Genomic DNA, 17,505 nt, shown 5'->3' with positions numbered 1-17,505 from the left:
TTTTGTTATATAGTTTTTCAGTATCTACGCAAACTAAAAGGTTTTACAAAAATTCAAAAAAAAAGGATAAACTAAAAATAGTTTATCCTTTTTATATTAAATCCTTATTAACATTTATTCTTCTTCGTTTGATGTTTGAGTTTCAACTGGAGCAACAGCAGCAGGTTTAGAACCACCTCTTCTACTTCTTCTAGTTGATTTCTTCTTAGCTTTATCAGCATTATAGATTTCGTTGTAATCAACAAGCTCTATCATTGCCATATCTGCATTATCACCTAAACGATTACCCAATTTAATAATTCTTGTGTAACCTCCTGGTCTATCACCTATTTTAGTAGCAACCTCTCTGAATAACTCAGTAACTACTTCTTTTTGTCTCAAACGGCTAAAAACAATACGTCTGTTATGTGTAGTATCATTTTTAGATTTTGTAATGAGCGGCTCCACAAATTGCCTTAAAGCTTTTGCTTTTGCAACTGTAGTGTTAATACGTTTATGCTCTATTAAAGAACAGGCCATATTAGCCAGCATTGCTTTTCTGTGGGCTGTTTGTCTCCCTAAGTGATTGTGTTTTTTTCCGTGTCTCATGACTTTCTAATTATCATCTTGCTACCAAATCCCTTTTTCTTTTAGATGAAGAGAGAGCAAAATATGATGGTTATTATTAATTTACGATTGACGATTTTTGAATTACGGTTTTTGAATTATGATTTGAAAATCGTAATTCGTAAACCTGCCTGCCAGCAGGCAGGTCTAACATCTTAAATCGTTAGTCCTTATCTAATTTATATTTACTTAAATCCATTCCGAAATTCAATCCTTTAACATGTACAAGCTCTTCAAGCTCAGTTAAAGATTTTTTACCAAAGTTACGAAACTTCATTAAATCATTTTTGTTGAATGATACTAAGTCTCCTAGAGTATCAACCTCTGCAGCTTTTAAACAGTTCAATGCACGAACGGATAAATCCATATCGATTAACTTCGTTTTAAGCAACTGTCTCATATGAAGTGATTCTTCATCATAAGTTTCAGTTTGTGCAATTTCATCAGCTTCTAAAGTGATACGCTCATCAGAGAATAACATAAAGTGATGAATTAACGTTTTAGCACCTTCAGTTAAAGCATCTTGAGGCGTGATTGAACCATCTGTAATGATTTCAAAAACCAATTTTTCGTAATCCGTTTTCTGTTCTACACGATAATTTTCAATGCTATACTTAACATTTTTTATAGGTGTGTAAATAGAATCAGTAAAAATAGTTCCCATTGGCGCAGAAGGCTTTTTGTTTTCCTCTGCTGGTACATATCCTCTACCTTTTTCTATAGTGATTTCCATGTTGAAACTCACTTTAGGATCTAAATTACAGATTACTAATTCTGAATTTAAAACTTGAAATCCAGAGATAAACTTCTGAAAATCCCCCGCCAATATTTGTTCTTGCCCCGAAATTGAAATTGAGATAGACTCATTGTCAATATCTTCAATTTGCCTTTTGAAACGCACTTGTTTTAAATTTAAAATGATTTCAGTTACATCTTCTACTACGCCAGCGATTGCTGAAAATTCGTGATCTACACCTTCAATTCTAACCGATGTAATTGCAAATCCTTCTAAAGAAGATAATAATACTCTTCTTAAAGCATTTCCTACTGTTAGTCCGTAACCTGGTTCTAGTGGTCTGAATTCGAATTTACCCTCGAAATCAGTAGAATCAATCATGATTACTTTATCGGGCTTCTGAAAATTAAATACTGCCATGTTTTTCTTCGTTTTAATTGTTATATGGTTGCGCGATTTAAAAGTTTGAAGAAGTCTAATAAATCCTTTGGCCAAATACCAATGTGATTAATTTATTATTTAGAATATAATTCGACGATGAATTGTTCGTTTATGTTTTCTGGAATTTGAATTCTAGCAGGAACAGAAACATAAGTTCCTTGCTTAGTATCGTTATTCCAAGTAATCCATTCGTAAACTTGACTTGAGTTTGCTAATGATCTATCTATAGCTTCAAGAGATTTTGATTTTTCTCTAACAGCAACAACATCTCCAGCTTTTAAAGAATAAGAAGGAATGTTAACGATTTCACCGTTAACCGTAATGTGTCTGTGAGATACTAATTGACGCGCACCACTTCTAGAAGGAGAAATTCCCATTCTATACACCACATTGTCTAATCTAGACTCACAAAGTTGTAATAATACTTCACCAGTAATACCTTGAGCAGCTCTTGCCTTTTTAAATAATCCTCTAAATTGACGCTCTAAAATACCGTAAGTATATTTAGCTTTTTGCTTTTCCATTAATTGGATTGCGTATTCAGATTTTTTTCCACGACGTCTAGCGTTTCCGTGTTGTCCCGGAGGATAGTTTCTTTTTTCAAAAGATTTATCTTCTCCGAAGATAGCTTCGCCAAATTTACGAGCTATTTTAGTTTTAGGACCAGTATATCTTGCCATTTTATTATTGTTTTTTTGGTTGAGACGTAGCATGCAACGTCTTTACTTAAGAGCGATTATGAATTAAGGTCTTAATCTTATCCTTCGATAATCGTAAATCTCTCGTTGATACTTGTTAATATTAATTTTGAATTCAAAATTCTGAATTCTGAATTGTTAAACTCTTCTTCGTTTTGGAGGACGACATCCATTGTGTGGTAATGGAGTAACATCAATAATTTCGGTTACTTCAATCCCTGCATTGTGGATAGATCGGATAGCAGATTCCCTACCGTTACCTGGACCTTTAACATACACTTTCACTTTCTTTAAACCAGCTTCGATTGCAACCGCAGAAGCATCTTCAGCAGCTAATTGAGCAGCATAAGGTGTGTTTTTCTTAGATCCTCTAAATCCCATTTTACCAGCAGATGACCATGAAATCACATCGCCTTTTTTGTTAGTTAATGAAATGATAATGTTATTGAATGAAGCAGTTACGTGCGCTTCTCCAACAGCATCTACTATTACTTTACGTTTCTTTGTACTTGACTTTGCCATATTTTTTAGCTTTTAGTTATTAGTTAATAGTCGCTAGAATCCTAAACCGTATAAATTTCAAACAGATTCTTTCCAACGTCTAAAGACTAAAGACTATATTTTACTTCGTTGCTTTTTTCTTGTTAGCAACAGTTTTTCTTCTACCTTTTCTCGTTCTAGAGTTGTTTTTAGTACGTTGTCCTCTTAACGGAAGACCAGCTCTATGACGAATACCTCTGTAACATCCAATATCCATCAAACGTTTGATGTTTAATTGTGTTTCAGAACGTAACTCACCCTCAATAGTATAAGTTCCAACAGCCTCACGGATCGCTCCGATTTCGTCGTCTGTCCAATCTTGTACTTTAGTGTTTTCGTTTACTTTAGCTGCTGCTAAAATCTCTTTGGCTCTACTTTGACCTATTCCGAAGATATAAGTTAAAGAGATAGCGCCTCTCTTTTGTTTTGGTATGTCAACACCTGCAATTCTTGCCATAATTTACCCTTGTCTTTGTTTAAATCTAGGATTCTTTTTGTTTATCACGTAAAGTCTACCTTTTCTACGTACGATTTTACAATCTGCACTTCTTTTTTTAACTGATGCTCTTACTTTCATCTTTATTCAGTTTTAAATTCAAGATTCAAGATTCAAAATTCAAGTTCGGTTTAACTTTAAACTTTAAACTTTGAATCTTGAATCTTGAATTTTTAATATCTATAAGTTATACGAGCCTTAGTTAAATCATAAGGACTCATTTCTAATTTCACCTTATCACCTGGTAATAATTTTATGTAATGCATACGCATTTTACCAGAAATATGTGCCGTCACAATGTGACCATTTTCTAATTCTACACGAAACATAGCATTTGATAATGCTTCTATAATCGTTCCGTCTTGTTCTATTGCTGCTTGTTTTGCCATATTTTAGTTTTTAGTTCTTGGTCGTTAGCTTTTAGAACTCTATACTTATTTTTATCCTCTATTTTTTCTAATATCTAATGACTGTTTACTATCTATCTAATTTTAAGCTACTGCTTTTCTATTTTTACCTGTTTTCATCAAGCCATCATAATGTCTATTCAACAAATAAGAGTTTATCTGTTGCATAGTATCGATTGCTACCCCAACCATAATTAATAGTGATGTTCCTCCAAAGAACAATGCCCAACCTGCTTGCACGTTCATCAACTTCACAATAAACGCTGGAAAAATAGCGATTAATGCTAAAAAGATAGAACCCGGTAAGGTAATTTGAGACATTATTTTATCTAGATATTCAGAGGTTTCAGAACCTGGACGAATACCAGGGATAAAACCACCACTACGTTTTAAATCGTCTGCCATTTTATTGGTAGGTACTGTAATTGCCGTATAGAAATATGTAAAAACAATAATCAATAAAGCAAATATCAAGTTATACCAAAACCCAAACATATCAGCAAAGTTAGTTTGCATCCATTGTCCAGCAGAAGTATCCTTCAAGAAAGCTGATCCACCTATTAGACCAGGAACAAACATAATTGCTTGTGCAAATATAATTGGCATTACTCCAGACGCATTCAATTTTAATGGGATGTATTGTCTAGATCCGGCTGCTGCGGCTTTTTCATAACCTCCAGATGCCGTTCTTCTTGCATACTGTACAGCTATTTTCCGTACTGCCATTACTAACATAATTGATAAAAGAATGATAACAAACCAAACTACAAGTTCAATTAAAATCATAATTAAACCACCGTTAGATTGTGTTACCCTAGCAGCATACTCCTGTACAAAAGATTGCGGTAAAGTAGCAATGATTCCTACCATAATTAATAATGAAATACCATTACCAATACCTTTATCGGTAATTTTTTCACCTAACCACATTGCAAATATACACCCAGTTACTAAGATGACTATAGAAGAAAAATAAAACAATCCTCCTGTTCCTAATAAAAAAGCCGATTGTGGAATACCCAATGCAGGTAAACTTGCCAAATACCCTGGTGCTTGCACCAAACAAATACCTATTGTTAACCAACGTGTAATTTGAGTAATTTTCTTTTGTCCACTAGCGCCTTCTTTTTGTAACTTCTGTAAATAAGGAATCGCAATACCCATTAACTGTACAACAATAGAAGCCGAAATGTATGGCATGATACCCAGTGCAAAAACCGAAGCGTTTGCAAATGCACCACCAGTAAAAGCATTAAGTAAACCTAATAGACCTCCACTTGTTTTATCAGCAATTCCTCCCAATTGAGAAGCATCAATTCCTGGTAATACAACCTGCGCACCAAATCGATAAACTAACAACAGACCCAATGTTACTATGATTCTGTTTCTTAGTTCCTCAATTTTCCAAACATTCTTTATTGATTCTATAAATTTCATAAGTTAATATAATCTTATAAAGTTATTGCTTCTCCACCAGCAGCTTCAATTGCAGCTTTTGCTGAAACAGAAAATTTGTGAGCAGATACTTTTAATTTCGCTTTTAATTCTCCTCTTCCCAATACTTTAACCAAGTCATCTTTCCCAGCCAATCCATTAGAAAATAAAGTTTCGAAATCTACCGTATCTTTTACTTTTTTATCATCTACTAACGCTTGTAACGCATCCAAGTTTATAGCTTGATATTCTACACGGTTAATATTAGTAAAACCAAATTTAGGTACACGTCTTTGAAGTGGCATTTGCCCACCTTCAAATCCTAATTTCTTAGAATAACCAGAACGCGACTTAGCGCCTTTGTGACCACGAGTCGCAGTACCACCTTTACCAGAACCTTGTCCTCTACCTATTCTCTTTCCTTGGTTTTTATTTGAACCTTCTGCAGGTTTTAAATTACTTAAATCCATTTTCAGTTTATATTTTAAGCTTCTTCAACAGAAACTAAATGTGAAACTTTAGCAACCATACCAAGAATGTTTGGTGTAGCTTCGTGCTCTTTTACTTGTCCAATCTTTTTAAGACCTAAAGATTCTAAAACTCTTTTTTGTCTTTGCGTACGATTGATTGCGCTCTTAACTTTTTTTACTTTGATTTTTGCCATCGTTGATAGTTATTAAGCGTTAAAAACTTTTTCAAGTGAAATACCTCGGTCTCTTGCAATAGCGTTTGCATCTCTTAATTGTAATAAAGCATCAAAAGTTGCTTTTACTACATTGTGAGGGTTAGAAGACCCTTGAGATTTTGACAATACATCATGTACACCAACTGCTTCAAGTACCGTTCTAACGGCACCACCAGCAATAACACCAGTACCAGGAGCTGCAGGAATAATATTTACTCTTGCACCACCGTATTTACCTTTTTGCTCATGTGGCAATGTTCCTTTTCTAATAGGAATACGTACAAGGTTTTTCTTAGCATCTTCAACAGCCTTTGCAATTGCACTAGCTACATCTTTAGATTTTCCTAAACCCTGACCTACAACACCAGCTTCATCTCCAACCACTACGATTGCTGAAAAACCAAATGCTCTACCACCTTTAGTTACTTTTGTAACTCTCTGTACACCAACTAAACGATCTTTAAGATCTAATCCACCTGGTTTTACTAATTCTGCACTTTTATATTTTTTAAACATAATTTCTTAGAATTTAAGTCCTGCTTCTCTAGCACCTTCTGCTAATGATTTTACTCTACCATGGTATAAATACCCTCCTCTATCAAAAGCAATAGTTTCAACACCAGCTTTTAAAGCTTTTTCTGCAACAGCCTTTCCTACCAAATTAGCAAGTTCTGTTTTATTGCCTTTAGACTTAGCTATATCTTTATCTCTTGAAGATGCGGCACTAATGGTTTTTCCATTAACATCATCGACTATTTGAGCATAGATCTCTTTATTACTTCTAAAAACAGTTAATCTTGGTCTAGTTTCTGTTCCAGAAACTATCTTTCTAATTCTGCTTTTTATTCTTAATCTTCTTTGATTCTTTGTTAATATCATAACTCAATTATTAAGCTGATTTACCTGCTTTTCTTCTTAATTCTTCACCTACAAACTTAATTCCTTTTCCTTTGTAAGGTTCTGGCTTACGGAAACCACGTATTTTAGCTGCTACTTGACCAACTAGTTGTTTGTCAAATGAAGTTAATTTAATGATCGGGTTCTTACCTTTCTCTGAAATCGTTTCAATTTTCACTTCTGGAGCTACATTCAAAACAATGTTATGGGAAAATCCTAAGGCTAAATCTAATTTCTGACCTTGATTTGATGCTCTATAACCAACACCAACCAATTCTAATTCTTTTGTCCATCCTTTAGATACACCTTCAATCATATTGTGCATTAAAGATCTGTATAAACCATGTTTAGCTTTTTGATCTTTAGTATCAGAAGAACGTGTAACCATAATGTTACCGTCTTCTAATTTTATTTCAACAGAGTCGTAATTTTGTGTTAACTCCCCTAATTTACCTTTAACAGTAACAACACCATCTTTAACATCTACTGTTACACCTTCTGGAATGGCTACTGGATTATTTCCTATTCTTGACATTTCTTTCTGGCTTTTATATTAGTAAACGTAACATAATACTTCACCACCTACATTGTCTCTTGTAGCTTGCTTACCCGTCATTACTCCATGAGAAGTAGAAACGATGGCAATACCAAGACCATTAAGTACTCTAGGTAGTTCTTTAGCTCCAGCATACCTACGTAAACCTGGTGTACTAATACGTTGAATTTTTTTGATTACAGGCTCTTTTGTTTCTTTGTTGTACTTAAGGGCTATTTTAATAGTTCCTTGTACAGAAGAATCGTCGAACTTGTAGCTTAAAATATATCCTTGCTCGAATAATATTTTAGTAATGTCTTTCTTTAAGTTAGATGCAGGAATCTCAACCACTCTGTGGTTAGCTCTAATTGCATTTCTAACTCTAGTTAGATAATCCGCTATTGGATCTGAATACATATTTATTAATTTGCGGTGGTGGTTTTCAATGCCGTCTCTCGGATTAAACCTTCTACCAATTTATAATTCTTTTTTTGTATTAACGCGATGAATCACGTTTGTTGATATACGATGAATCACGTTTGTTGATATGCGATGAATCGCGTATCTACCAAGATGCTTTTCTAACGCCAGGTATTAACCCTTGGTTAGCCATTTCTCTAAAAGTTACACGAGAAATCCCAAATGTTCTCATATACCCTTTAGGTCTTCCTGTTAATTTACATCTGTTATGCATACGAACTGGCGAAGCATTTTTTGGTAACTTTTGCAATGCATCATAATCGCCAGCTTCTTTTAAAGCTTTACGTTTCTCCGCATACTTAGCTACTGTTTTAGCTCTCTTTACCTCACGGGCTTTCATTGATTCTTTAGCCATATCTTAGTTCTTTTGAAAAGGTAACCCTAATTCAGTTAATAATGATTTTGCTTCTTTATCGGTATCAGCAGAAGTTACAAATGTAATATCCATACCTGAGATTTTGTTCACTTTATCAATGTTAATCTCTGGAAATATAATTTGCTCAGTAACTCCTAAACTGTAATTGCCTCTTCCATCAAATCCTGTAGCTTTTATGCCGTTAAAATCTCTAACACGTGGTAGTGCAGAGGTTACTAAACGGTCTAAAAACTCATACATTTTCTCACCACGTAAAGTAACTTTAACACCGATTGGCATTCCTTTACGTAATTTAAAAGTTGCTACATCTTTTTTAGATAATGTAGCTATTGCTTTTTGTCCAGATATTGCAGTTACTTCCTCCAATGCGTAGTCAATTAACTTCTTGTCTGCAACTGCTGCTCCAACACCTTTAGATATTACTATCTTTTGTAGTTTAGGAACTTGCATTACATTCTTATATCCAAATTCGTCTGTAAGAGCTGCAATTACTTTGCTTTTATACTCTTCTTTAAGTCTCGGTGAATATGCCATTATATTACTTCATTAGATTTTACTGAAAATCTTACTTTCTTATCGCCTTCCATTCTGTATCCAACTCTTGTTGTTTCTCCTTTTGAAGTTAACAATGACAAGTTTGAAATCTGAATAGCTGCTTCTTTTTCTACGATTCCTCCTTGAGGATTTTGTGCACTTGGTTTAGTATGTTTCTTCACCATGTTTACACCCTCAACAATCGCTTTGTTCTTTTCTATCAATACCTTTTGTACTTTACCTTCAGATCCTTTATGGTCTCCAGCAATTACCTTTACAGTATCTCCAGTTTTTATTTTAAGCTTTTTCATCTTATTGCTTTTTTGTTGCAACGTTATAAATACGTAGCATGCTACGTCCCAACGACGTTTTTACAGCACCTCTGGTGCTAATGATACAATCTTCATGAATGACTTATCACGAAGCTCCCTAGCAACCGGTCCAAATACACGTGTACCTCTCATTTCACCCGTAGGGTTCAATAAAACACAAGCATTATCATCAAATCTTATATAAGATCCGTCTGGACGTCTTACTTCTTTCTTAGTACGAACAACTACTGCTGTAGAAACTGCACCTTTTTTAATGTTTCCATTTGGTGTAGCATCTTTTACAGAAACAACAATTTTGTCTCCTACAGAAGCATATCTTCTTTTAGTTCCACCTAATACACGGATAGTTAAAACCTCCTTTGCACCAGTATTATCAGCTACTTTTAATCTTGATTCTTGTTGTACCATAATTATTTAGCTCTTTCAATTATTTCAACTAATCTCCAACATTTAGATTTACTTAAAGGTCGTGTTTCCATGATTCTTACAGTATCTCCTTCGTTGCAGTCATTTTGCTCGTCGTGCGCAACATATTTCTTTGTTTTTAACACGAACTTACCATACATAGGATGCTTTACTTTTTTTACTTCAGCAACTACAATTGATTTTTGCATTTTGTTACTAGTAACAACTCCTATTCGTTCTTTTCTTAAATTTCTTGTTTCCATTTTCAGCAGAATTATTGTAGTTCTCTTTTAGTTAATTCCGTCGCAATCCTTGCCACACCACGTCTTAGCGCACGTAACTGAATTGGATTTTCTAAAGGAGATATTGCATGAGACAATTTAAGGTCTGAATAGCTCTTTTTAGTTTCACCAAGTTTTTCTTGTAACTCAGCTACAGATAATTCTTTAATTTCTGATTGTTTCATCATCTTAAATTATTATGCTTCGTAATCTCTAGCAATTATAAACTTAGTTTTAACTGGCAATTTTTGAGCTGCTAAACGCAATGCTTCTTGAGCAATGTCTAAAGGCACGCCTCCAACTTCAAATAAAACACGTCCTGGTTTAACAACGGCCGCCCAATATTCTACAGCACCTTTACCTTTACCCATACGTACTTCAAGAGGTTTCTTTGTAATAGGCTTGTCTGGAAATATTTTAATCCAAAGTTGTCCTTCTCTTTTCATGTAACGAGTAGCGGCAATACGTGCAGCTTCTATTTGACGCGATGTTAAAAAGTTCGAGTCTAATGATTTTATACCAAAAGTTCCACTTGAAAGTTGATGGCCTCTTCCGGCATTCCCTTTCATACGTCCTTTTTGCTGTTTACGAAATTTTGTTCTTTTAGGCTGTAACATTTTTCTTTACTTTATAAAAAATTACTTTCTACGACGAGGTTGACTTTTATTGTCTCTTCCGCCTCTTCCACCTTTTCCTTGCTTTTTGGATAAACCAACTAGCGGAGAAAGCTCTCTTTTACCATATACTTCACCTTTCATAATCCATACTTTTACACCCAATCTACCATAAGTAGTGTGTGCCTCAACTAAAGCATAATCAATATCGGCTCTAAAGGTTGATAAAGGAATACGTCCTTCTTTGTAGTGTTCAGAACGTGCCATTTCAGCACCATTTAAACGACCACTAATTTGGATTTTAATTCCTTCGGCATTCATTCGCATTGTAGCAGCGATAGCCATCTTGATTGCACGTCTGTATGAAATTCTATTTTCAATTTGACGAGCGATGCTTGATCCTACTAAAAATGCATCAAGTTCAGGTCTCTTAATTTCAAAGATGTTAATCTGAACTTCTTTTCCAGTAATTTTCTTAAGTTCTTCTTTTAACTTGTCTACCTCTTGACCGCCTTTACCAATAATGATACCTGGGCGAGCCGTTGTGATAGTAACGGTTACAAGTTTAAGAGTTCTTTCGATAATTACTCTACTTACACTAGCTTTTGCTAAACGTACATGAACGTACTTTCTAATTTTATCGTCTTCGGCTAGCTTATCACCATAATCGTTTCCTCCGTACCAGTTAGATTCCCATCCTCTGATAATTCCTAAGCGATTCCCGATTGGATTTGTTTTTTGTCCCATACTCTAATTAAGCTTGTGTGTTATTGTTAGCACCAACCACTAATGTTACATGGTTAGAACGTTTTCTAATTCTGTGTGCACGGCCTTGAGGTGCTGGACGTAATCTCTTTAACATAGATCCGCCATCAACTCTAATCTCTTTTACAATCAATTCAGCAGACTCAATATCAGCGTCTTCGTTTTTAGCTTGCCAGTTTGCAATTGCAGACAATAACAATTTCTCTAAACGACCAGATGCCTCTTTCGAATTGAATTTCAAGATATTAAGTGCATGTTCTACTTTTTCACCTCTTACTAAATCGGCTACTAAACGCATTTTTCTCGGTGACGTAGGACAGTTATTAAGTTTTGCAAAAGCAACGTGTTTTTTTGCTTCCTTAATAGCGTCTGCCATTTGTTTTTTACGACTTCCCATAGCTTACTACTTTTTACCCTTATTTTTAGCACCTGCATGCCCACGAAATGAACGTGTTGGTGAAAATTCTCCTAATTTATGTCCTACCATGTTCTCAGTTACATAAACTGGTACAAATTGACGGCCATTGTGTACTGCTATTGTTTGTCCTACAAAATCTGGAGTAATCATGCTAGCTCTAGACCAGGTTTTGATTACTGTTTTTTTGTTGTTTTCAACATTAACAGCTACTTTCTTTTCTAACTTATAATGAACGTATGGTCCCTTTTTTAATGATCTTGCCATGTCTTATTTCTTTCTACGTTCTACAATATATTTGTTACTCGACTTTGTTTTAGAACGGGTTCTAAATCCTTTAGCAGGAATACCGTTTCTAGAACGTGGATGTCCACCTGAAGATTTACCTTCACCACCACCCATTGGATGATCAACTGGATTCATTACTACTGGTCTAGTACGTGGTCTTCTTCCTAACCATCTTGTTCTACCTGCTTTACCACCAACTAATAATTGATGATCTGAGTTAGAAACTACACCTATAGTAGCCATACAGTTTGCAAGAATTAATCTTGTTTCTCCTGAAGGTAACTTAACCGTAGCGAATTTACCCTCTCTTGCCATTAACTGAGCAAAAGCACCAGCACTACGTGCCATAACAGCACCTTGACCTGGACGTAATTCTACACAAGAAATAATGGTTCCTAATGGAATTTCACTTAATGGCATTGCGTTTCCAATTTCTGGAGCAACACCTTCTGAGCCAGACACTACATTTTGCCCAACCTGAAGTCCATTTTGTGCAATAATGTATCTTTTCTCGCCATCTTGGTAATTCAATAATGCGATAAAAGCTGTTCTGTTTGGATCGTATTGAATTGAAGCAACTTCACCAGGAATCCCAGTTTTATCCCTTTTAAAATCGATAATACGATATTTCCTTTTATGACCTCCACCTATATAGCGCATGGTCATTTTTCCTTCACTGTTTCTACCACCAGACCTTTTATTCGGAACGAGTAAACTCTTTTCCGGCTTATCAGTAGTAATGGCATCATAACCATTTACTACTCTAAATCGCTGTCCTGGTGTGATTGGTTTTAATTTTCTTACTGACATCTGTCTTTAATTACATGTTACTGTATAAATCAATCATTTCACCTTCCGCCAGTTGTACAATTGCTTTTTTAACAGCATTTGTTTTACCATGTTGAATACCAGTTTTTGTATGCTTGGTACTTCTATCTGGACGGACATTTATAGTACGAACTTTTTCAACAGAAACGCCATAAGCAGCTTCCACCGCTTTTTTGATTTCTACCTTGTTCGCCTTAGTCTTCACCGAGAAGGTATAGCAGTTTCTCAACTCGCTATCCGCTGTCGCTTTTTCTGTGATTATAGGTTTAATTAAGATACTCATCTGTTTCTTATTTACTTAAGTTTGATTCAATTCCTTCTAATGCTCCTTCTAAAAGCACTACTTGGTTTGCATTTAAAATTTTGTAAGTGCTTATTTCTGAACTAGTTACAACTTCAGAGTCTTTTAAATTGCGCGATGACAAATATACGTTATTATTTGAACTGCCCAACACAAACAAAGACTTTTTGTTTTCTAAATTTAAAGCCTTTAAAACTGCCGTGAAATTTTTAGTCTTTGGAGACTCAAAATTGAAGTCTTCTAATACTACAATAGACTTCTCACTAGCTTTAATACTCAATGCTGATCTACGTGCTAAACGCTTCAAGTTTTTATTCAATTTGAAGCTATAGTTTCTTGGTCTAGGACCAAACATACGACCACCACCTTTAAAAACACCAGACTTGATAGAACCTGCTCTCGCAGTACCAGTTCCTTTTTGCTTTTTAATCTTACGTGTACTTCCAGAAATCTCAGCGCGCTCTTTAGATTTGTGAGTTCCTTGACGTTGGTTTGCTAAATATTGTTTAACATCCAAATACACAGCGTGATTATTAGGTTCAATAGCGAACACATCTTTAGAAAGGTCTGCCTTTCTACCTGTGTCTTTTCCGTTTATATCTAAAACTGCTACTTTCATTATTTTCTAATAATTACATAAGCGTTTTTATGTCCAGGTACACAACCTTTAACAACAAGTAGATTCTTTTCAGCAACTACTTTTAAAACTCTTAAATTTTGAACTTTTACTTTTTCACCACCCATTCTTCCGGCCATCTTCATACCTTTAAATACGCGTGCAGGATAAGATGCAGCTCCAATAGAACCCGGCGCTCTTAAACGATTATGTTGACCGTGGGTAGCTTGACCTACACCACCGAAACCATGACGTTTTACAACACCTTGAAATCCTTTTCCTTTAGACGTTCCTGCTACATCAACAAATTCTCCTTCGTTGAAATGTTCTACAGTGATGGCATCTCCTAATTTGTACTCCTCATCAAAACCTTTGAATTCGACGATTTTGCGTTTTACAGAAGTACCCGCTTTTTTAGCATGACCTAAGTCTGCTCTAGTAGCGCTTTTTTCTGTCGCGTCATCGAAACCAACTTGAATGGCTTTATAACCATCAACTTCTTCGGTTCTGACTTGGGTAACGATACATGGTCCAGCTTCGATTACTGTACAAGGAATATTCTTCCCGTTTTCATCAAAGATGCTGGTCATACCGATTTTTTTTCCAATTAACCCAGACATAATTATTATTTATTTATTGTTACTATTCTTTAATATGAGACGCGATGAATCGCATCTTTACTGTGGAGACGTTGCATGCAACGTCTTTTCAAAAAACAGGGACAAAATACCTTTCGTCCCTGAAATGTATTTATCCGTTTTTCCCGCGACCGCATCGGTGGGACATTTTTTGTATGGTGTGTACATACGCGATGAATCGCATATCTACACTTTTATTTCCACTTCAACACCACTTGGTAACTCAAGTTTCATCAAAGCATCAATTGTTTTTGATGAGGAAGAGTAAATATCCAATAATCTCTTATAAGATGATAATTGAAATTGCTCTCTTGATTTCTTGTTTACGTGTGGAGAACGTAATACAGTAAAAATTTTCTTGTGCGTTGGTAATGGAATTGGTCCAGTTACTACAGCTCCAGTACTTTTTACTGTTTTTACAATCTTATCAGCAGACTTATCAACTAAATTGTGATCGTAAGACTTTAATTTTATTCTAATTTTCTGACTCATTTTCTTTTAGTTTTAAGCTTCAACGCCTTTAGCTGCTTTAATTACTTCTTCTGAAATACTAGAAGGAGTTTCAGCATAGTGTGAAAATTCCATTGTTGATGTCGCACGACCTGATGATAATGTTCTTAATGTAGTTACATAACCAAACATTTCTGATAATGGCACAGTTGCCTTTACAGTTTTTGCACCAGCTCTATCTCCCATATCACTTACTTGACCTCGTCTTCTATTTAAATCACCTACGATATCACCCATATTTTCTTCTGGAGTAATAACTTCTAGCTTCATAATAGGCTCCATGATTACAGCTTTTGCCGCTTTAGCACAGTTTTTAAATCCTAATTTAGCAGCTAATTCGAAAGATAATTGATCTGAATCCACATCGTGATAAGATCCATCTTTTAATGTTACTTTCATAGCATCGATTTCGTAACCTGCTAAAGGTCCGTTCACCATTGCCATTTTAAATCCTTTTTCAATTGAAGGGATAAATTCCTTAGGAACGTTACCACCTTTAATTACAGATTCAAATTGAAGTCCTGTTACGCCTTCATCTGCTGGCTCAACCGTAAACACGATATCAGCAAATTTACCACGACCACCAGATTGTTTCTTATAAACTTCTCTATGGTCTGCAGCTTGAGTAATAGCTTCCTTATATTCAACTTGTGGTTGACCTTGGTTTACTTCTACCTTAAATTCTCGACGTAAACGATCAACAATTACATCTAAATGCAACTCACCCATTCCAGAAATAATAGTCTGTCCCGAAGCTTCGTCTGAACGTACTGTAAACGTAGGATCTTCTTCAGCCAATTTAGCTAAGCCCATACCCAATTTATCAACATCCGCTTTGGTTTTTGGTTCAACCGCGATACCAATTACTGGATCAGGAAAGTCCATTGATTCTAAAACAATAGGATGCTTTTCATCTGTAAGTGTATCTCCTGTCTTAATGGATTTAAATCCAACAGCAGCTCCAATATCTCCAGCCTCAATAAAATCGATTGCATTTTGCTTATTAGCGTGCATTTGATAGATACGTGAAATACGTTCTTTTTTACCTGAACGATTGTTCAACACATAAGAACCTGCATCTAAACGACCAGAATAGGCACGGAAAAATGCTAAACGACCAACAAAAGGGTCTGTAGCAATTTTAAATGCTAAAGCAGCAAATGGCTCCTTTACATCTGGCTTACGTAATTCTTCTTTTTCAGTATCTGGATTCATGCCCTTAATACCTTCCTTATCCATTGGAGATGGCAAGTAGCGACATACAGCATCTAATAAGAACTGCACACCTTTATTTTTAAAAGCAGATCCACAAATCATAGGAATAATGGCCATATCCATCACAGCAGCTCTAAGTGCAGCATGCACTTCATCTTCTGTAATAGAGTCTTCATCTTCCATGAATTTCTCTAAAAGGTTCTCATCGTAACTCGCTACTTCTTCAATAAGAAGCGCTCTATATTTCTTAGCTTCAGCCTTAAGCTCTTCTGGAATATCAATAACATCAAAAGTAGCCCCTTGAGTTTCATCATGCCAAACAATAGCTCTGTTCTTAACTAAATCTATAACACCTTTAAAATCTTCTTCGTCACCAATGTTCAAAACAATTGGCACCGCGTTAGATTTCAGCATATCTTTTACTTGTTGGCAAACACCTAAAAAGTCTGATCCTTGACGGTCCATTTTGTTAACGAAACCAATTCTTGGTACTTTATAGTTATCTGCTAGTCTCCAGTTTGTTTCAGATTGTGGTTCAACACCATCAACTGCACTAAATAAGAATACCAAACCATCAAGTACACGTAATGAACGGTTTACTTCAACCGTAAAATCAACGTGGCCCGGTGTATCAATAATATTAAAATGATACTCTTTAGACCCTTCGGTTGGCTCTCCATTTACTCTTGGAAATACCCACTCACAAGTTGTAGCTGCCGAAGTAATTGTAATACCCCTTTCTTGCTCTTGTTCCATCCAGTCCATTGTTGCAGCACCATCATGTACTTCACCAATTTTATGAGAAACCCCTGTGTAATAAAGGATACGTTCTGTAGTTGTGGTTTTCCCTGCGTCAATATGCGCAGCAATTCCTATATTTCTTGTTAATTTTAAATCTCTTGCCATGTCTTAAAATCTAAAGTGAGAGAATGCCTTATTAGCTTCTGCCATTTTATGAGTATCTGTACGTTTTTTTACCGCTGCCCCTTCTTCTTTAGCTGCTGCTAAAATCTCAGAAGCTAAACGTTGTGCCATAGATTTTTCGTTACGCTTTCTTGCATAACCAATTAACCATTTCATGGCTGTAGAAATTTTACGGTCTGGACGAATTTGCATTGGAATTTGGAATGTTGCACCACCAACACGACGACTACGTACTTCTACGTGAGGCATTACGTTTGATAACGCATCTTTCCATATTTCTAAAGCCGATTTTTCTTCGTCAGTTTTTTTAGCATCTACAATATCAATTGCATCATAGAATACTTTGAATGCCACAGACTTCTTACCGTCCCACATCATGTTATTCACAAAACGTGTCACCAACTGATCGTTAAATCTTGGATCTGGTAAAAGTGGTCTTTTTTTCGCTGCTCTTTTTCTCATGTCTTCTCTTAATTGTAATTAATGATGTAAAAATTACGTTTGTATG

31 protein-coding genes are annotated in these 17,505 nt (G+C 35.4%); all 31 read right to left on the bottom strand.

Features of this window, described 5'->3' with window-relative positions; genetic code table 11:
• Positions 1–114: 114 nt before the first annotated feature.
• The gene (gene rplQ / locus ABXQ82_RS04635; protein WP_367055568.1) at positions 115–588 is read right to left on the bottom strand and encodes a 50S ribosomal protein L17; all 474 of its coding nucleotides are present in this window, start codon (positions 586–588) and stop codon (positions 115–117) included.
• Positions 589–769: 181 nt separating this feature from the next.
• Positions 770–1,762, bottom strand: a complete 993-nt coding sequence (locus tag ABXQ82_RS04630; RefSeq protein ID WP_367055565.1) for a DNA-directed RNA polymerase subunit alpha — start codon at positions 1,760–1,762, stop codon at positions 770–772.
• A 95-nt stretch (positions 1,763–1,857) separates the two neighbouring features.
• Positions 1,858–2,463, bottom strand: coding sequence for a 30S ribosomal protein S4 (gene rpsD / locus ABXQ82_RS04625; protein WP_367055562.1), 606 nt, complete (start codon positions 2,461–2,463; stop codon positions 1,858–1,860).
• A gap of 156 nt (positions 2,464–2,619) precedes the next feature.
• On the bottom strand, positions 2,620–3,003 hold the full coding sequence (rpsK, locus tag ABXQ82_RS04620) for a 30S ribosomal protein S11 (protein ID WP_367055559.1): 384 nt from the start codon (positions 3,001–3,003) through the stop codon (positions 2,620–2,622).
• A gap of 100 nt (positions 3,004–3,103) precedes the next feature.
• On the bottom strand, positions 3,104–3,478 hold the full coding sequence (rpsM, locus tag ABXQ82_RS04615) for a 30S ribosomal protein S13 (protein ID WP_367055556.1): 375 nt from the start codon (positions 3,476–3,478) through the stop codon (positions 3,104–3,106).
• A gap of 3 nt (positions 3,479–3,481) precedes the next feature.
• Positions 3,482–3,598: a type B 50S ribosomal protein L36 gene (gene ykgO / locus ABXQ82_RS04610; RefSeq protein ID WP_013305171.1), complete on the bottom strand. Its 117-nt coding sequence runs from the start codon at positions 3,596–3,598 to the stop codon at positions 3,482–3,484.
• A gap of 92 nt (positions 3,599–3,690) precedes the next feature.
• Positions 3,691–3,906, bottom strand: coding sequence for a translation initiation factor IF-1 (gene infA, locus ABXQ82_RS04605; RefSeq protein ID WP_007094967.1), 216 nt, complete (start codon positions 3,904–3,906; stop codon positions 3,691–3,693).
• 102 nt (positions 3,907–4,008) lie between these two features.
• The gene (gene secY / locus ABXQ82_RS04600; RefSeq protein WP_367055551.1) at positions 4,009–5,361 is read right to left on the bottom strand and encodes a preprotein translocase subunit SecY; all 1,353 of its coding nucleotides are present in this window, start codon (positions 5,359–5,361) and stop codon (positions 4,009–4,011) included.
• A 14-nt stretch (positions 5,362–5,375) separates the two neighbouring features.
• The gene (rplO, locus tag ABXQ82_RS04595) at positions 5,376–5,828 is read right to left on the bottom strand and encodes a 50S ribosomal protein L15 (RefSeq protein WP_367055548.1); all 453 of its coding nucleotides are present in this window, start codon (positions 5,826–5,828) and stop codon (positions 5,376–5,378) included.
• Between the two features lie 14 nt (positions 5,829–5,842).
• Positions 5,843–6,022, bottom strand: a complete 180-nt coding sequence (gene rpmD, locus ABXQ82_RS04590) for a 50S ribosomal protein L30 (RefSeq protein ID WP_367055545.1) — start codon at positions 6,020–6,022, stop codon at positions 5,843–5,845.
• Positions 6,023–6,034: 12 nt separating this feature from the next.
• The gene (gene rpsE, locus ABXQ82_RS04585) at positions 6,035–6,559 is read right to left on the bottom strand and encodes a 30S ribosomal protein S5 (RefSeq protein ID WP_367055543.1); all 525 of its coding nucleotides are present in this window, start codon (positions 6,557–6,559) and stop codon (positions 6,035–6,037) included.
• 6 nt (positions 6,560–6,565) lie between these two features.
• Complete coding sequence (gene rplR / locus ABXQ82_RS04580) at positions 6,566–6,922, bottom strand: 50S ribosomal protein L18 (protein WP_367055541.1); 357 nt, start codon at positions 6,920–6,922, stop codon at positions 6,566–6,568.
• Positions 6,923–6,932: 10 nt separating this feature from the next.
• A complete protein-coding gene (rplF, locus tag ABXQ82_RS04575; protein WP_367055538.1) occupies positions 6,933–7,475 on the bottom strand; it encodes a 50S ribosomal protein L6 in 543 nt (180 codons plus the stop codon).
• 18 nt (positions 7,476–7,493) lie between these two features.
• A complete protein-coding gene (gene rpsH, locus ABXQ82_RS04570) occupies positions 7,494–7,892 on the bottom strand; it encodes a 30S ribosomal protein S8 (RefSeq protein WP_367055535.1) in 399 nt (132 codons plus the stop codon).
• Positions 7,893–8,040: 148 nt separating this feature from the next.
• A complete protein-coding gene (gene rpsN, locus ABXQ82_RS04565) occupies positions 8,041–8,310 on the bottom strand; it encodes a 30S ribosomal protein S14 (RefSeq protein ID WP_069831950.1) in 270 nt (89 codons plus the stop codon).
• Positions 8,311–8,313: 3 nt separating this feature from the next.
• On the bottom strand, positions 8,314–8,865 hold the full coding sequence (gene rplE / locus ABXQ82_RS04560; RefSeq protein WP_367055531.1) for a 50S ribosomal protein L5: 552 nt from the start codon (positions 8,863–8,865) through the stop codon (positions 8,314–8,316).
• The gene (gene rplX / locus ABXQ82_RS04555; protein ID WP_367055528.1) at positions 8,865–9,176 is read right to left on the bottom strand and encodes a 50S ribosomal protein L24; all 312 of its coding nucleotides are present in this window, start codon (positions 9,174–9,176) and stop codon (positions 8,865–8,867) included. The genes rplE and rplX overlap by 1 nt, the downstream gene beginning before the upstream one ends.
• Before the next feature lie 60 nt (positions 9,177–9,236).
• Entirely contained in the window at positions 9,237–9,605 is a 369-nt protein-coding gene (gene rplN / locus ABXQ82_RS04550) for a 50S ribosomal protein L14 (RefSeq protein WP_367055525.1), read from the bottom strand.
• A 2-nt stretch (positions 9,606–9,607) separates the two neighbouring features.
• Positions 9,608–9,865, bottom strand: coding sequence for a 30S ribosomal protein S17 (gene rpsQ / locus ABXQ82_RS04545; protein WP_367055522.1), 258 nt, complete (start codon positions 9,863–9,865; stop codon positions 9,608–9,610).
• 11 nt (positions 9,866–9,876) lie between these two features.
• Entirely contained in the window at positions 9,877–10,068 is a 192-nt protein-coding gene (gene rpmC, locus ABXQ82_RS04540; protein ID WP_367055884.1) for a 50S ribosomal protein L29, read from the bottom strand.
• A 12-nt stretch (positions 10,069–10,080) separates the two neighbouring features.
• Positions 10,081–10,500: a 50S ribosomal protein L16 gene (rplP, locus tag ABXQ82_RS04535; RefSeq protein ID WP_367055519.1), complete on the bottom strand. Its 420-nt coding sequence runs from the start codon at positions 10,498–10,500 to the stop codon at positions 10,081–10,083.
• 21 nt (positions 10,501–10,521) lie between these two features.
• On the bottom strand, positions 10,522–11,244 hold the full coding sequence (rpsC, locus tag ABXQ82_RS04530; protein WP_367055516.1) for a 30S ribosomal protein S3: 723 nt from the start codon (positions 11,242–11,244) through the stop codon (positions 10,522–10,524).
• A 7-nt stretch (positions 11,245–11,251) separates the two neighbouring features.
• Positions 11,252–11,659 (bottom strand): 50S ribosomal protein L22, encoded by a 408-nt coding sequence (rplV, locus tag ABXQ82_RS04525; RefSeq protein WP_367055513.1) that lies wholly within the window; start codon positions 11,657–11,659, stop codon positions 11,252–11,254.
• 6 nt (positions 11,660–11,665) lie between these two features.
• Positions 11,666–11,944 (bottom strand): 30S ribosomal protein S19, encoded by a 279-nt coding sequence (rpsS, locus tag ABXQ82_RS04520; RefSeq protein ID WP_034043300.1) that lies wholly within the window; start codon positions 11,942–11,944, stop codon positions 11,666–11,668.
• A 3-nt stretch (positions 11,945–11,947) separates the two neighbouring features.
• A complete protein-coding gene (gene rplB / locus ABXQ82_RS04515) occupies positions 11,948–12,775 on the bottom strand; it encodes a 50S ribosomal protein L2 (protein WP_367055509.1) in 828 nt (275 codons plus the stop codon).
• 10 nt (positions 12,776–12,785) lie between these two features.
• Entirely contained in the window at positions 12,786–13,076 is a 291-nt protein-coding gene (gene rplW / locus ABXQ82_RS04510; RefSeq protein ID WP_367055506.1) for a 50S ribosomal protein L23, read from the bottom strand.
• 7 nt (positions 13,077–13,083) lie between these two features.
• A complete protein-coding gene (gene rplD, locus ABXQ82_RS04505; RefSeq protein ID WP_367055503.1) occupies positions 13,084–13,713 on the bottom strand; it encodes a 50S ribosomal protein L4 in 630 nt (209 codons plus the stop codon).
• Entirely contained in the window at positions 13,713–14,330 is a 618-nt protein-coding gene (gene rplC / locus ABXQ82_RS04500; RefSeq protein WP_367055500.1) for a 50S ribosomal protein L3, read from the bottom strand. Before rplC ends, rplD begins: the two co-directional genes overlap by 1 nt.
• 204 nt (positions 14,331–14,534) lie before the next feature.
• Complete coding sequence (rpsJ, locus tag ABXQ82_RS04495; protein ID WP_007650482.1) at positions 14,535–14,840, bottom strand: 30S ribosomal protein S10; 306 nt, start codon at positions 14,838–14,840, stop codon at positions 14,535–14,537.
• A 12-nt stretch (positions 14,841–14,852) separates the two neighbouring features.
• The gene (gene fusA / locus ABXQ82_RS04490; RefSeq protein ID WP_367055497.1) at positions 14,853–16,979 is read right to left on the bottom strand and encodes an elongation factor G; all 2,127 of its coding nucleotides are present in this window, start codon (positions 16,977–16,979) and stop codon (positions 14,853–14,855) included.
• A 3-nt stretch (positions 16,980–16,982) separates the two neighbouring features.
• On the bottom strand, positions 16,983–17,459 hold the full coding sequence (gene rpsG / locus ABXQ82_RS04485; protein WP_367055494.1) for a 30S ribosomal protein S7: 477 nt from the start codon (positions 17,457–17,459) through the stop codon (positions 16,983–16,985).
• Positions 17,460–17,505 lie beyond the last annotated feature (46 nt).

This window comes from Algibacter sp. 2305UL17-15 (genome assembly GCF_040720935.1).
In the GTDB taxonomy this organism is placed as follows: domain Bacteria; phylum Bacteroidota; class Bacteroidia; order Flavobacteriales; family Flavobacteriaceae; genus Jejuia.
This window is presented reverse-complemented; position numbering and strand designations above follow the sequence as displayed.

Excerpts from the sequence above, each read along its gene's own strand:
- rplQ (WP_367055568.1), bottom strand. The coding sequence starts at position 588 with ATGAGACACGGAAAAAAACACAATCACTTAGGGAGACAAACAGCCCAC.
- ABXQ82_RS04630 (WP_367055565.1), bottom strand. The coding sequence starts at position 1,762 with ATGGCAGTATTTAATTTTCAGAAGCCCGATAAAGTAATCATGATTGAT.
- rpsD (WP_367055562.1), bottom strand. The coding sequence starts at position 2,463 with ATGGCAAGATATACTGGTCCTAAAACTAAAATAGCTCGTAAATTTGGC.
- rpsK (WP_367055559.1), bottom strand. The coding sequence starts at position 3,003 with ATGGCAAAGTCAAGTACAAAGAAACGTAAAGTAATAGTAGATGCTGTT.
- rpsM (WP_367055556.1), bottom strand. The coding sequence starts at position 3,478 with ATGGCAAGAATTGCAGGTGTTGACATACCAAAACAAAAGAGAGGCGCT.
- ykgO (WP_013305171.1), bottom strand. The coding sequence starts at position 3,598 with ATGAAAGTAAGAGCATCAGTTAAAAAAAGAAGTGCAGATTGTAAAATC.
- infA (WP_007094967.1), bottom strand. The coding sequence starts at position 3,906 with ATGGCAAAACAAGCAGCAATAGAACAAGACGGAACGATTATAGAAGCA.
- secY (WP_367055551.1), bottom strand. The coding sequence starts at position 5,361 with ATGAAATTTATAGAATCAATAAAGAATGTTTGGAAAATTGAGGAACTA.
- rplO (WP_367055548.1), bottom strand. The coding sequence starts at position 5,828 with ATGGATTTAAGTAATTTAAAACCTGCAGAAGGTTCAAATAAAAACCAA.
- rpmD (WP_367055545.1), bottom strand. The coding sequence starts at position 6,022 with ATGGCAAAAATCAAAGTAAAAAAAGTTAAGAGCGCAATCAATCGTACG.
- rpsE (WP_367055543.1), bottom strand. The coding sequence starts at position 6,559 with ATGTTTAAAAAATATAAAAGTGCAGAATTAGTAAAACCAGGTGGATTA.
- rplR (WP_367055541.1), bottom strand. The coding sequence starts at position 6,922 with ATGATATTAACAAAGAATCAAAGAAGATTAAGAATAAAAAGCAGAATT.
- rplF (WP_367055538.1), bottom strand. The coding sequence starts at position 7,475 with ATGTCAAGAATAGGAAATAATCCAGTAGCCATTCCAGAAGGTGTAACA.
- rpsH (WP_367055535.1), bottom strand. The coding sequence starts at position 7,892 with ATGTATTCAGATCCAATAGCGGATTATCTAACTAGAGTTAGAAATGCA.
- rpsN (WP_069831950.1), bottom strand. The coding sequence starts at position 8,310 with ATGGCTAAAGAATCAATGAAAGCCCGTGAGGTAAAGAGAGCTAAAACA.
- rplE (WP_367055531.1), bottom strand. The coding sequence starts at position 8,865 with ATGGCATATTCACCGAGACTTAAAGAAGAGTATAAAAGCAAAGTAATT.
- rplX (WP_367055528.1), bottom strand. The coding sequence starts at position 9,176 with ATGAAAAAGCTTAAAATAAAAACTGGAGATACTGTAAAGGTAATTGCT.
- rplN (WP_367055525.1), bottom strand. The coding sequence starts at position 9,605 with ATGGTACAACAAGAATCAAGATTAAAAGTAGCTGATAATACTGGTGCA.
- rpsQ (WP_367055522.1), bottom strand. The coding sequence starts at position 9,865 with ATGGAAACAAGAAATTTAAGAAAAGAACGAATAGGAGTTGTTACTAGT.
- rpmC (WP_367055884.1), bottom strand. The coding sequence starts at position 10,068 with ATGAAACAATCAGAAATTAAAGAATTATCTGTAGCTGAGTTACAAGAA.
- rplP (WP_367055519.1), bottom strand. The coding sequence starts at position 10,500 with ATGTTACAGCCTAAAAGAACAAAATTTCGTAAACAGCAAAAAGGACGT.
- rpsC (WP_367055516.1), bottom strand. The coding sequence starts at position 11,244 with ATGGGACAAAAAACAAATCCAATCGGGAATCGCTTAGGAATTATCAGA.
- rplV (WP_367055513.1), bottom strand. The coding sequence starts at position 11,659 with ATGGGAAGTCGTAAAAAACAAATGGCAGACGCTATTAAGGAAGCAAAA.
- rpsS (WP_034043300.1), bottom strand. The coding sequence starts at position 11,944 with ATGGCAAGATCATTAAAAAAGGGACCATACGTTCATTATAAGTTAGAA.
- rplB (WP_367055509.1), bottom strand. The coding sequence starts at position 12,775 with ATGTCAGTAAGAAAATTAAAACCAATCACACCAGGACAGCGATTTAGA.
- rplW (WP_367055506.1), bottom strand. The coding sequence starts at position 13,076 with ATGAGTATCTTAATTAAACCTATAATCACAGAAAAAGCGACAGCGGAT.
- rplD (WP_367055503.1), bottom strand. The coding sequence starts at position 13,713 with ATGAAAGTAGCAGTTTTAGATATAAACGGAAAAGACACAGGTAGAAAG.
- rplC (WP_367055500.1), bottom strand. The coding sequence starts at position 14,330 with ATGTCTGGGTTAATTGGAAAAAAAATCGGTATGACCAGCATCTTTGAT.
- rpsJ (WP_007650482.1), bottom strand. The coding sequence starts at position 14,840 with ATGAGTCAGAAAATTAGAATAAAATTAAAGTCTTACGATCACAATTTA.
- fusA (WP_367055497.1), bottom strand. The coding sequence starts at position 16,979 with ATGGCAAGAGATTTAAAATTAACAAGAAATATAGGAATTGCTGCGCAT.
- rpsG (WP_367055494.1), bottom strand. The coding sequence starts at position 17,459 with ATGAGAAAAAGAGCAGCGAAAAAAAGACCACTTTTACCAGATCCAAGA.